The organism is Psychrobacter sp. Ps1, assembly GCF_022129425.1.
Taxonomy (GTDB): domain Bacteria; phylum Pseudomonadota; class Gammaproteobacteria; order Pseudomonadales; family Moraxellaceae; genus Psychrobacter.
This window is the reverse complement of the sequence record NZ_JADQAN010000007.1, coordinates 15,671-28,634: the sequence shown is the minus strand read 5'-3', so window position 1 is coordinate 28,634 and position 12,964 is coordinate 15,671. Positions and strand designations below refer to the sequence as shown.

Annotated in this window: 9 protein-coding genes; 4 read left to right on the top strand and 5 right to left on the bottom strand. The window is 43.4% G+C overall.

All coding sequences use genetic code 11. From position 1 onward, the window contains the following. Positions 1 to 108: 108 nt before the first annotated feature. From I3249_RS05000 to I3249_RS04985, 4 genes are all read right to left on the bottom strand, one after another. Positions 109 to 1,080 (bottom strand): Xaa-Pro aminopeptidase, encoded by a 972-nt coding sequence (locus tag I3249_RS05000; protein ID WP_238068944.1) that lies wholly within the window; start codon positions 1,078 to 1,080, stop codon positions 109 to 111. A gap of 318 nt (positions 1,081 to 1,398) precedes the next feature. After that, on the bottom strand, positions 1,399 to 1,884 hold the full coding sequence (locus I3249_RS04995; RefSeq protein ID WP_238068943.1) for an META domain-containing protein: 486 nt from the start codon (positions 1,882 to 1,884) through the stop codon (positions 1,399 to 1,401). Positions 1,885 to 2,240: 356 nt separating this feature from the next. Next, positions 2,241 to 3,347 carry a lipase secretion chaperone gene (locus I3249_RS04990; protein WP_238068942.1) on the bottom strand — a complete coding sequence of 369 codons (1,107 nt, stop codon included), beginning with the start codon at positions 3,345 to 3,347 and terminating at the stop codon, positions 2,241 to 2,243. Positions 3,348 to 3,393: 46 nt separating this feature from the next. Beyond that, positions 3,394 to 4,470: a triacylglycerol lipase gene (locus I3249_RS04985; RefSeq protein ID WP_238052054.1), complete on the bottom strand. Its 1,077-nt coding sequence runs from the start codon at positions 4,468 to 4,470 to the stop codon at positions 3,394 to 3,396. Positions 4,471 to 4,765: 295 nt separating this feature from the next. Between I3249_RS04985 and map the strand changes: the two genes are divergently transcribed. Further along, a complete protein-coding gene (gene map / locus I3249_RS04980) occupies positions 4,766 to 5,560 on the top strand; it encodes a type I methionyl aminopeptidase (RefSeq protein WP_101204961.1) in 795 nt (264 codons plus the stop codon). Between the two features lie 239 nt (positions 5,561 to 5,799). After that, positions 5,800 to 8,556, top strand: coding sequence for a [protein-PII] uridylyltransferase (gene glnD, locus I3249_RS04975; RefSeq protein ID WP_238068941.1), 2,757 nt, complete (start codon positions 5,800 to 5,802; stop codon positions 8,554 to 8,556). An 81-nt stretch (positions 8,557 to 8,637) separates the two neighbouring features. On the opposite strand, the gene I3249_RS04970 is transcribed toward glnD, so the two are convergent. Next, positions 8,638 to 9,309: a hypothetical protein gene (locus tag I3249_RS04970; protein ID WP_238068940.1), complete on the bottom strand. Its 672-nt coding sequence runs from the start codon at positions 9,307 to 9,309 to the stop codon at positions 8,638 to 8,640. A 261-nt stretch (positions 9,310 to 9,570) separates the two neighbouring features. Between I3249_RS04970 and dapC the strand changes: the two genes are divergently transcribed. Both dapC and I3249_RS04960 read left to right on the top strand, forming a co-directional pair. Beyond that, positions 9,571 to 10,800 (top strand): succinyldiaminopimelate transaminase, encoded by a 1,230-nt coding sequence (gene dapC / locus I3249_RS04965; RefSeq protein ID WP_238068939.1) that lies wholly within the window; start codon positions 9,571 to 9,573, stop codon positions 10,798 to 10,800. A 153-nt stretch (positions 10,801 to 10,953) separates the two neighbouring features. Then, positions 10,954 to 12,921 (top strand): DUF294 nucleotidyltransferase-like domain-containing protein, encoded by a 1,968-nt coding sequence (locus tag I3249_RS04960; protein WP_238068938.1) that lies wholly within the window; start codon positions 10,954 to 10,956, stop codon positions 12,919 to 12,921. Positions 12,922 to 12,964 lie beyond the last annotated feature (43 nt).

Here is a 12,964-nt window from a genome sequence, read left to right as displayed (position 1 = left end):
ATGTGTAATAACCTACTACAAAAGCTAAGGCTCTTCACTTAATATTTATAAACTTATGTTGTTTTACAAATAAGTTTATATACATATCACGGCATAAGACATACTTCTCTAACGACCCCATATCGGTGAGCGCACGACTCCACCATTTTGGCCGCTAATGGCATAGCTGATATTGCCTGACAGCGAATGGATAACTAGACTACCACCATTTTGGCTTGCTACTTGCCCGCCCACATTCAAACGGCGAGTTGGATAGACGGCATAATTGCCAGAGGGAGATAGACGTGCGGGTTCATCAAGCCCTGTTTCTGCCAAGTTGACCACTTGCCCAGTCGTCAAGGTCATGACAGCCGCCTTGCGACCATTTAGATAAGCCATACGCTGACCATCTAAGCTAAGCTGAGGACTGGCCACATACCCATTTGTTGATACAGTTGTCGCATTGCCCGTAGCGAAGTCATAACGATAAATTCGCGGTCGTCCAGCACGGACTTTATCACTGGTATAGACAAAGCTCTTGCCATCGGCAGCATAACTGGGCTGTACCTCTGTACTCGGCAGAGTCGTTAACTGCTGGGTATTACCATTACTCAGACGCATCTTATAGATATCAGCATTACCACCGACAGTAGAGCTATAAAGCAAATCTTGACCATCGGGTGAAAATGACGCTGACATATTGCTGCCTTCAGCATTTACCACTAGGTTGCGCGTATTGCTACTACGATCATAAATATAAATTTTGGGATGCTCACGCGGGGCTTGTTTGCTATAGGCAAGCAGTTGTCCGTCTGCCGACCATGCTGGCGCATAGATATAGCCATTAAGCTGATCAATTAGCTGACGAGCGCTACCGTCAGGACGAATGCTATAGAGGGTCGATACTTTTGCCGTACCTGCGCCCTGCTCTTCTACATAGGCAATGTATCCTCGGCGATCAATCGCTGGCATACGTGCAGTCAGCGGATTGGTCTCGACTGTACTGGTTGGCTTTTTTACTGAAGTATTAGGTAATGTCTGACAGCCAGTGAGGACGGTAACTATAGCTATCGTAGTAATGACTTTTATGGTTTCAAACATAGCGCGGTATCCAATAGATCCTAATGATAAAAGTATTGTGAATAATTAAAAAACTATCGTCACTGTTGCAGACTCAACGCCATAGATAATATCTTACGATATCAAAGGTATTATAGGGTTATGGCTCTAGTGTAGCCTAAACTGAGTCAAACTTTGGATAAAAAAATGCCCCACTTGATAGCGAGGCATGTTGCGTTTCAAGAAGAGTAGCTTTAAATAAGTAACTTTAAATAAGTAACTTCAGACGAGCAACTCTAGAAAAGTAGTTACAATTGTTTAAGTTTACGAACCAGTCAAACTGTTTACTCAATCATTAAGCTACTTCGCAACGGCTTTAAAATAAGCGACTTGAGCATCATTTTTAATGGTCAAAATAGGCACATTGTTGGCATTCTTACTAAGGCTATATTTACCTTTTACAGTAGCTAAGGCAGCAGTATCAAAGCTAGCTTGCGGTTCAGGACATGCCATCATAGTACTGATGCCGTTTTTAATCTCGACTTCACCATTTGCAACGCTATATCCAGCGCCCATGTTATTACAGGTATTCATAAATGCCACGTAATCTCTACCGTTATCATTCATAAAATTTAAAGTTAATGGCTTGGCTGGGTCAAAAAATAGCTGCGTTACTTTATCACCATTGCTACGTTTGGCATCAACTAGCTGCCAGTTATGCGCTTGCAAGACATCTGCAGTGATTGGTTGGTTAACTGGCGCAGGCAAATTCGTCGTCTGACAACCCGCAGCAAGTATACCAACTGCCAATGTCGCGGCCATCATTACTTTAGTCATGTTCTTCATATCAATTCCTCGCTTTATTGCATCTGATACTTTTACTAGACATCCTATCTGCTTGAGCCATCAGCGCTAATAGACAGGCGGTAAGCTCTAATAGACATAGTAAAAGCTCAGATTTATTATGATTCATTTATTGTTTTATTTAATGCTCTAAACAATGGCAATATTGTGCATGACTCACAGGGAGGTGTCATCATAAACTGGGTAGTTATTCGGAATGCATTTTGTACTACTTTGCAAATATCTAGCTACTTGCTCTTGCCAGTATCTAAATGAGCTGTTAAATACAATCTGCTAACTCTGTTCATCCCTATCAACGATGATTATTGATGGTTATTGATGGTAGCTAGTGACGGTAATTAGGGATTATTCACAGCTTGCTGTCGTTGCAATGCCGCATAACCATCCAGACGCTTACGTTCAGTGTCATTAAATAGCTGCTTTTCAAGCTGATTTATCTGAATTTGCGCTTGAGCTGCATCGACACCTTGGCTTAATAAGCGATTCTTTTGAGTTTCATACTGGGTGAAGCGTTGGTCAAAATTAGCGTCTTCTTGATCTACTTGTGCCAGCCTTTCTGCTGCTGGTGCGCCTACTAGCTCTTGGCGCATATTATATAACTCCTCGGGCGTTGCACCGCGAGCTTTCATCTGTTCAGTACGAGTCATCAACTCGCTAATATTGGCTTGTTGTATGATATTGGTTTTAGTCGCATTATCTGGCAATCGACTGATATAGTCCTGACGGGCAGCTTGTTTCTGTGCGTCAGACATCTGCTTATTTTGGTCAATTCTGACCATCTCTATACTATAATTATCGTAATCATCCTCTGCACCAAAAAATGCTGTAATGGTTGGTTTATCAAAGTACTGCTGACGTAGATTAGCGATGTCTTGTTTTTGCTGGGCAACTGCATTCAAGTCCAGCTCACCACTTTTGGTCGCCTGTAATTGCAGATTACCGTAACGCTTCTCTATCTCAGGAAGTGCTTTAAGGTAAGCAACATATTGATTAAAAATAGTGACCGCTTGGCTAGCGGCAGGCTCTGGTGTGTGATGGCGAATATAATTCTCCACACGGGCAAATATAACCGCTTCTTCTTCCTCACCTAGGGCTGATAAAAAATAATCAAACAAACGCCGCAGACCTTCAGTGACGACTAACTGTTTATTTTCATCGATGATGATTTCACCATCAATTTGGGTACCCTTTAATGAACGTGGTAAATTTTCTAATCCTGTGACAAAGTGAGACTGGCTGGGTGGCGTTGTCGCTTTCACGACTTGTCCCGCAGCCAGCTCAGTTGTCACTGACTCGCTACTCTCATTATCAGAGACCGACGGTTTGGTTGAAGTTGAATTTACATCGTTACTAGGCTTGAACCACAAAATAACCGCCGCTGTGGCAATGATAACCACGGCGATGATAGCAATTGTTGCATAGGCTGGACGGCAGTTATTTGACATAAACGATATTTCTCAATCAATGAGCATTATTATTTTGTAGTTCAGCTTATAGGTTGGCGTTTTTCAGACGGTTTACCTGGGTACGATAGATAGATTTTGGCTCAGACTCTCCCCATGCCGTCAGACCCAAGACTTGATCGGCGGAATCCAAATGATTCATTCTATAATTATCACGAATCACATAACCAAGACGACTTGAGCAAGCAGATACCAATCCATCATTAGACTCACCTGCAAACGGTACGCCCGTTGCGGCCAATAGATAATCGCTAGGGTCAAGTGCACTCGTTATTTGCCCAACGCCGCTAAATGAATAGTATTTGATGCCATTGACCGCAGTACTAGTCGGTTGACCACAATAGTTTTTTGGCATTGCTGCAGGAAATTTGGCATTGAACTTAGCAGCACCATCGGTCGATAGAGCCACGAGCGCTTGCCAGCCATCTTGTTGTTGAATTTGATTGAAACTGATACCAGAACCAATATCTGTAAAGCCACCGATCAGATTAAACACGCCTGATACTAGCTGGGTGGTGACATTAGATGGCTGTCCAGAAGTATTATTTGGCTCAAGGACATTTTTCACAAAATCAGCGGTTTTTGATCCTTGCTCTGGACTTGATACCGCGGTTACTGAAGCCACGTACTTTGGCGCGACGCCAGCGACATAACGGATATCTATACCGCCCTGACTGTGTCCAAACAAATTGACTTTAGATTCACCTGAAATCGCGGCAATGGTCTTGACCTGTTGTAGCAGTTGCTCACCTCGAACTTCGCTGTTATTGACCGCTGACGTTTTGGTGGTATATACCTCTGAGCCACCTTTCATCAAGTCTTCTGGAATACCGTTAAAATAGTCAATGACTCCAAATAGCGTTGTGAAGCCGCCAAGCCCGTGTGCTAAGACGACCGGATATTGAGTTTTAGTGTAACTAGAAGTGAAATATTTACTGTCCACCAACTTGCAACCGTTAGCATTGGCACAATTATAGTATTGTCCTGCAGCTTGAGCAGAAGTAGTTTGCATGGTCATTAGAAGTACACCAGCACTGATTGAACCCAGTATCGGTAACAATGTCTTTGGTGTGAGAGCTGCACGAATGTACAAAGAAAGCGTCATAACAACATCCTTGTTATCATTGATTTGGTTATTTTTACTGCACAACTACAGTAAAAATTGCTGCTAATTCCGTTAGCAGGCAAAATTACATTACTTATATATCTTGCAACATTCAACTAATTTGTCAAAATATGAATATATTAGTCTGACTAATGAGTCATATAAGCCCTCACCATGCTGTAAAGCAATTATTATCAATGATAATAATAGGTACACTATCACTTAACGTGAAAGTGTCACTAGTACGTTTATGGTATAATCTATCCACAATGAACCCATAATTATAAGATATACGATGATGACTAAAAAATCCCTTATCCAGTCTCCAGAAGCCATAGAAAAAATGCGTGTGGCCGGTAAGCTCGCTAGTGATGTGCTTGTCATGCTCGATGAGCATGTCAAAGTGGGCGTCAGTACCGAAGCACTCAATCAGATCGCCCATGACTATATTGTTAATGTGCAACAGGCTATCCCTGCCCCACTTAACTATAATGGTTTTCCAAAATCTATCTGTACCTCAGTCAACCATGTTGTCTGTCACGGTATCCCAACTGAAAGCAAGCTGCTAAAAGATGGTGATATTATCAATATCGACGTGACTGTTATCAAAGATGGTTACTATGGCGATACCTCAAAAATGTGGATTGTCGGCAACGGCTCTATCATGGCACAGCGTATTTGCAAAGTGGCCCAAGACGCCCTTTACGCAGGTATGAGCGTGGTCAAAAACGGTGCTCGCCTAGGTGATGTCGGCGCTGCTATTCAGGCCGTTGTCGAACCTGAGCGCTTTAGTATCGTTCGCGAGTTCTGTGGTCATGGTATCAGTGATGAATTCCACCACGAGCCACAAGTCATGCACTATGGCAAAAAAGGCACTGGTTTTGAGCTAAAAACAGGCATGACGTTTACCATTGAGCCTATGATTAACCAAGGCACGTGGCAAACTAAGATCTTGCCAGATGAGTGGACGGCGATTACTAAAGACCGCAAATTGTCTGCTCAATGGGAGCACACCATGGTCGTAACAGATAATGGTTGTGAAGTGTTTACCACTCGCCCCGAAGAAGATTTAAGTTTTTTGACGCAGTAATACAATCAAAGATCGCTTAGGCGGTCTTTTTTTTGGTCTTTAATTAGGGCATATTGAGTATTGTGCTTATAGGCGCTTTGTCTTTATACTCAGATGACCTGATAACTTCTATTGATATATTTATCAGCACCTTTATTGATAATTGCTATTCGTGACTTTTATTAGCCATTAGCACATTAGTTGCCCAATAGCGCTCAGCTTAAACGTTCTATTTCTAAACTCTTAACTGGATAACACTCATGTTTAATTGTGATATCGCCTCTGTTGATTTGACGCCTTTACCGATACTACCAAGTGAGGTGGCGACAGACTCATCCCCACTGTCAGCTAAAAATGTGACAGACAAGAATCTACTTGGCATTCCTGAATGGTTGGCCCAGATCAACGACGATATCAGCCGCTCACTAGAACGCGGCACCAATATTCGCCAACTGGTTGCAGCACGTGCTTGCGCTATCGACAGCCTATTGATTGCGTTGTTTAAATGGTTTGAGTTAGATAAGACTGATTTGGCGTTTTTTGCAACTGGTGGCTACGGGCGCGGTGAGCTATCACTCTACTCAGACATTGATATTTTGCTTCTGTCTCCTGGTGAAATAGGTGCTGAGGCGAGTAGTAAGATCGACAAACTGGTCGCTCTACTATGGGATATAGGATTAGAGCCTGCGCTCTCTGTACGTAGTATCAATGATGCGCTAGAGGCTGCGCTTGATCATACGATTGCCAGTGCTCAGCTGGAGGCTCGACTCCTAATCGGCAACGAAGCATTGCAAGACATGCCTGCTCAAATCGTCAACAAACAGTGGTCTCCGCGCGCCTTTTTTGATGTAAAAATGGAAGAATCCAAAGCGCGTTATTTGCAGCACAATGCCACCGAGTACAACCTTGAACCCAATATCAAAACAGCACCGGGCGGGCTACGTGATATCCATATCATCGGCTGGGTCACTAAGCGTTATTTTCGCGTGAGCAAGCTATATGATTTAGTGCAACAGAACTTTTTGACCGAAAAAGAATTTGATGAGTTGAGCTTTGCCGAAGGGTATTTATGGCAGATTCGTCATTACTTGCATGTACTGACGGGCCGTAATGAAAACAAGCTGTTGTTTGATTATCAGCGTGAGATTGCTCAGCTAATGGGCTACGAGACCCAGCCTGATGACCAGCCTAATGCTGCGGTCGAACGGTTTATGCGCGACTACTATCGCTGTGCGATGCAGATATCAACGCTGTCTGAGATGCTGACCAATCACTATTATGAAACGATCATAGAGCCACAGCTGCCTGACGATGAACGTCCAAAAAAACAGCCTATAAATGCACGGTTCAACCGCATTGGTAACCAGATTGCCATTGCGCATCATCGAGTGTTTGCACAGCACCCAGATTCTATCTTAGAGATGTTTTTATTGATGGGTCAGCATGGCATCGATAAAGTTCGCACCCACACCTTACGCGCACTCAAAATTGCCGCGCGAGGCATCGATCAGATATATAGAGACAACCCTACTCACAAAGCGTTGTTTTTATCGAATTTAAAAGAACAAAACTACCTGTTTCATCGTCTACGTACCATGAATCGCTATGGGGTATTGGGTAACTATATTCCTGCGTTTGCGCAAGTCACTGGCCTCATGCAATATGACTTGTTCCATCGTTATACAGTAGACGCGCATACCTTGTTTTTGATTAGAATTTTGCATCGATTTACAGATCCAACCTTTCAAGAAGATTTTCCGCTAGTCAGCTCTATCTTTCAGCGTATCGAGCGTAAAGAGATTTTGGTACTGGCAGCGATGTTCCATGATATTGCTAAAGGCCGTGGCGGTGACCATAGTGAGCTTGGTCAAACTGAATCGATTGAGTTTTGTTTATCGCATGGTATGAGCTTGGCGGATGCGAACTTAGTAGGTTGGCTCACACGCTATCACCTTCTCATGTCAATTACTGCACAGAAAAAAGATATCTCAGACCCTGAAGTGGTGACTATTTTCTCTGATCTCATTGGCAATGTAACTCATCTAAACCATCTGTATGTACTGACGGTGGCTGATATGAATGCGACCAACCCACAGCTATGGAACAGCTGGCGGGCAACCCTCATGAGACAGCTATACTCACAAACTCGGCGCATCTTGCGCGCTGATATCGATGCGCCCACCAATCGTCAAGATATGATTAGTGCCACACGTAAGCAAGCGTTGACGATGCTAGATAATGTCAATAACCAACACATGAACCGCGATGAAGTATTGCGTCTGTGGGATGACTTGGGCGATGAGTATTTCTTGCGAGAGATTGCAGAAGATATCTTATGGCATACCGAAGCTATTTTGAATCACCCACCGATTGGGCTTGCTTCTAATGCTGATAGTCCACCATTGGTCGTTTTGCGTGAGCATCGCGAATTGGCGCTTGATGCGGTACAGGTATTTGTTTACACCCAAGATCAGATGAACCTGTTTGCCGTCACCATGGCGGTATTTGATCAGATGAATCTAGATGTTTTAGATGCACGCATTATCACAGCGACCCGTGACTTTGCTTTGGATTCTTATGTATTGCTAGATCCTAGTGGCACATTGCTGGTCGATGAGGAGAGCCAACAAGAGCTAAAACAACGCTTAATTGACTCATTCAAAGACCCTACCGTACTTAAACTGACGAACAAGCGTATGCCGCGTCAGTTAAAACACTTTGAAGTAAAAACGGTGATTAACTTCGAATTCAATGAAGCATCAGGCCAGCACATCATGAGCTTAGAAACGCTTGATCAGCCAGGGCTATTGGCGCGAGTTGGGCAAGTTTTCTTGCAAGAGCAAATCGAAGTACATGCTGCGCGTATTACTACTCTAGGTGAGCGTGCTGAGGATATGTTTTCTATCAGTGATCAAAACGATAAGCCACTCTCACCTGATAGACTGGAAGCATTAAAGGAAGCGCTATTAGCCAGTCTTACCGTTCAGAAAGAGCATAATAGCGTAATATATTTTTGATACGGCTAGATAGTTTTGGTTAGCCATTATTTTGAATATTAACTAGCAAAAGTAGTCTGATAGTCATCATAGAAGTACGTTTTATAACGTACTTCTATAAGTTATCTCGCTAGCATGTTCGTTCAATTCATCGTCAGCAAGATCTGGCGGCAAAACACCTACTTCAAGTGGCTGCTGCTCCATGATTAATCGTCCAGCATCGACTTCTTTTTGTAGCAAACATTGCAAGCTTGCTAGGTGAAACTGTCCATCTAGATAATCGTCTAATGCTTCTAAAGAAATAGGCGACTTGGCATGTATATCAGGATACAGGCTATCCTCTGCCAAAATAATCATCTCATTGAGCGCCTCTTCGCGCATCAGCTCATCGTTGTCTATTTTGCGCTGCAGTTTGTTTTCCAACTGGCCTTTAGCAGCAAGTGCGCTGACAAAAAATATGGTCTGTATTACAAACAAAGAGATGTATTGCCATAGCGGTAATGAGATACCAAATATATTATTGAGCAGCATCAAGGCCATTGCCACTACCACGTAGCCGACCAATTGCCATAACAGCCACATAATGAGGCTGTTTTCACCATACCAAAACATTTTCTTTTCTTGACGTTCGATCAGTTGTTGGCGCGCTTGCCACCAGCTCTGTTCACGCTCTTTGAGCAGCTTATACAGGTTAGAACGCTGCACACTGTTATCAAGTTTTTCATTATTGATATCTTTAGCGATGAGATCATCATTATTTAGCACACTAGACATATCAAACTATCCTTAAAACGATCTACCACTTTTGTGATGTAGTCATTTTTTATATTGTTATAGATTATAAATTATGAAAGGTTCAAAAGACTTTTGAGCGACTACCTATTTGGTAGTCATACAATGAATAGCTTACGTTTGGTAAATGCCTATTCACGATATAAGAAGAAAAGGACAAAAAATTAGAGAGGTGCTACACTGCTCTAATGTAAATTTTCTTTATAACTTTATTATTAATTGTCTATTATAGTTATCACACTTATGAATCACAACTTAAAGCATCTACATCCTTATCCATTCGCAAAGATGGCAACCTTGCTTGCTGATAGCAAGCCTGCCAACGGTTACAGTGAAATAAAGCTCGGTATTGGTGAGCCAAAACATGAGCCCCCTGCATTTGTGCTGGACGTCCTACGCGAAAACTTGGACAAAATAAGTCGTTATCCAACAACAAACGGTATGTTTGAGCTGCGCCAAACTATCGCCCACTGGTTAGAGAAGCGGTTTTTTCTTAATCACGTCGATGCCAATACTCAAGTATTACCCGTGATGGGCACACGAGAAGCGATTTTTAGCTTTGTACAAGCGGTCGTTGATCATGATGTAGCTGACAAAGAGAGCAATTCTTTAGCGTCTGATACATCGCCTACGGTTATCATGCCCAACCCGTTTTATCAGATATATGAAGGCGCAGCGATACTGGCACAGGCAACGCCTTACTTTGTCCCTTGTACATCAGATAATGGCTATAAAGGTGACTATCGCGCGGTGCCAAAAGACGTTTGGATGCGTACGCAGCTATTGTTTGTCTGTAGTCCAAACAATCCAACAGGCGCCGTCATGACAATGGATGACTGGGAATACCTTATTCGTCTGTCAGATCAGTACGGTTTTATTATTGCCAGTGACGAGTGTTATAGCGAACTGTATTTTGATACAGCTCCGATTGGATTGCTTCAAGCCTGTGCGGCCCTTGGTCGCCGTGATTTCAAAAACTGTATCGTGTTCCACTCTTTATCTAAACGTTCAAACTTACCGGGTTTGCGCTCTGGATTTGTGGCTGGTGATGCCAAAATTTTGCAGGCTTATTTGCAATATCGTACTTACCAAGGTTGTGCGATGCCGATACCTCATCAGCTGGCCTCTATCGCTGCGTGGCAAGACGAAAAACACGTCGCTCATAATCGAGCGCTATATCAAGAAAAGTTTGCCCTATGGATGTCTGAGCTTGGTGAGTTGCTAGAGTTACGTATGCCTGATGCTGGGTTTTACTTCTGGGTCAAAGTACCTGAGCAATTCGGCAATGATGATGAAATCTTTGTCAAAGCGTTGTATGAGCAAGCCAATATTCATGCATTGGCAGGACGCTATTTGTCACGTGAAGTTAATGGTCATAATCCTGGACAAGGTTATGTGCGTATCGCTTTGGTCGCGAGTGTCGATGAGAGCCGAGAAGCAATCAGTCGTATCCGCAGACTATTAGGCGCTTAGAGTTAATTAAAAAAATCTAATGTAGCTAGGATAAATGGCACAGTAGCAAAAAGCCTCCAATAACCACAATATAAATAGGGTTATTGGAGGCTTTTTGTTTTATTAATGCTATAGTAAAGTCTCTGCCGAAAATATGCCATCAAGGATGATGCCATGCCCCATCTTGATTTTAGCCAACCGCCCTTTGATGTACTGAGCTTAGCCGAGCGTCAAAGCATTAGAAAAAACACCCAGATACGCTACCTTGCCAAAAATGAAAGCTTGCCTGCAGAAGAACTACAATGTCTATATGTCGTCGTCAAAGGGCAAATCGAGCAATCACTAAATGGTGAGTTTGTCGCGTCCTATGTCGGTAGCAATCATGCTGACGGTCTGAATAATAATGATTGGTTTGATAGCCGCCGCCTGCCTGAGTCACTGGTCAAGGACAATCAGCTAGAGCCTGAAAGTACACCTATACAACCCTATCAGTTCCGAGCCAATGAAGAGACGTTACTACTTCAAGTCGCTGGTGATGCTATCGATAAAATCAGCGCGCAAAATCATTTGGTACGCCAAATGCTATCAGACAAGCTGCCCGAACGATTAAAAGCATTGCGCCAGCGACGTCATAATAAAATGCTAGAGCCTGACAGCTACACCAACCAACAAGAAGTACAGCAGATCATGCTACAACCAGTGATAGATATTCATCTGTTGCCAGTGCATATCGTCGATGCCAATGACAGCTTGTACGAAGCGGCCCGCATCATGACCAAAGCTGGATTAAAACATGTACTGGTCCGACCGCTACATGGCTTAGATGATTTGAATGACTTAGATGGCTCACAAACAGCGCAACATGAGACAAGATTACTCTTAGGGATTTTGACCGATACTGATATCTGCCGCGCGGTGAGTGACAGACAAGATCCTGCTACTACTCCTTGCCAGCATTATGCGAATTTTAATCTGCGCACGATCAAAGCCAGTGATGAGATTGGCGATGCGATGCTGACCATGACTCGCTATCGTATTCATAGACTGCCAGTCATTGATAAGAGTGGCGATGTCGTCGGTGTGCTTGGGCAAAGTGATATGCTCGCTCATATTGGCCATCATTCGCAGCTAATTAGTATTCAAATCGAACAGGCACAGGACTTATCTAGCCTAGATACCGCTGTTGAGCTGATCGGGCGCTATATTCGAGCACAGCATCACAATGGTGTCAAAATTGGCAATATCAGTCGTATGGTACAGACGCTAAATGCGCAGGTATTTACCAAACTATGGCAGCTAATCATACCTAATGAGGTGATGGCCAATACCTGCCTTATCGTTATGGGTTCGGAAGGGCGCGGTGAGCAAATCATGCGTACCGATCAAGACAACGCGCTCATCATTCGTGATGGCTATACGCATCCTGACCTAGAACAGTTTGCTGATACTTTTAATAGCCATTTAGCAACGCTTGGCTACCCACTGTGTGATGGCAATATTATGATGACCAATCCTATGTGGCGACAATCACTTAAGCAATTCACTGCGCAAATTGGCCTATGGTTTAGGAATTCCGACCCGATGCATGGTATTTACTTGTCTGCGATACTAGATGGTGAATACGTCTGCGGCGATGAGTCACTGCTTACTCAAGTACGTCAGCACTTAGAACTTGCTCATCAACAGGCAGATCCTATGTTTGTCAGGCAGTTTGCACGGGCAGCGCTACAGTTTGGCGATGTTAATCAATGGTGGCAGAAGTTTGTCCCTTTATTGGGTGGTAAATCAGCATCATCTGATATCGACCTAAAAAAAGCCGGTATATTTCCCTTGGTGCATGGCATCCGTACCTTAGCTTTAGAAAACAATGTGCTCGACGTGCCTAGTACCAAGGCGCGTTTAAAGGCTTTGGTGCAGGTTGACGCTATGACCCAAGAGCGCGCCGATACTTTGCTTGAAGCATTAGAGTTTTTTATGGCGCAGCGCTTATCTGTGGCTCTTTCAACCGACGATAAGCATGCTCGGCAAGTAGATCCAACGACTTTGACTGCACTTGAACGTGACCTACTCAAAGAGTGTCTGGCCGTAGTCAAAAGCTTTAAAAATCAGTTGCGTCAACACTATCAATTAGAAATCGCATAAATGTGGCCGTCTTAACACAGAGGCTTGATAAATACAGAAAAGT

Excerpts from the sequence above, each read along its gene's own strand:
- I3249_RS05000 (WP_238068944.1), bottom strand. The coding sequence starts at position 1,080 with ATGTTTGAAACCATAAAAGTCATTACTACGATAGCTATAGTTACCGTC.
- I3249_RS04995 (WP_238068943.1), bottom strand. The coding sequence starts at position 1,884 with ATGAAGAACATGACTAAAGTAATGATGGCCGCGACATTGGCAGTTGGT.
- I3249_RS04990 (WP_238068942.1), bottom strand. The coding sequence starts at position 3,347 with ATGTCAAATAACTGCCGTCCAGCCTATGCAACAATTGCTATCATCGCC.
- I3249_RS04985 (WP_238052054.1), bottom strand. The coding sequence starts at position 4,470 with ATGACGCTTTCTTTGTACATTCGTGCAGCTCTCACACCAAAGACATTG.
- map (WP_101204961.1), top strand. The coding sequence starts at position 4,766 with ATGATGACTAAAAAATCCCTTATCCAGTCTCCAGAAGCCATAGAAAAA.
- glnD (WP_238068941.1), top strand. The coding sequence starts at position 5,800 with ATGTTTAATTGTGATATCGCCTCTGTTGATTTGACGCCTTTACCGATA.
- I3249_RS04970 (WP_238068940.1), bottom strand. The coding sequence starts at position 9,309 with ATGTCTAGTGTGCTAAATAATGATGATCTCATCGCTAAAGATATCAAT.
- dapC (WP_238068939.1), top strand. The coding sequence starts at position 9,571 with ATGAATCACAACTTAAAGCATCTACATCCTTATCCATTCGCAAAGATG.
- I3249_RS04960 (WP_238068938.1), top strand. The coding sequence starts at position 10,954 with ATGCCCCATCTTGATTTTAGCCAACCGCCCTTTGATGTACTGAGCTTA.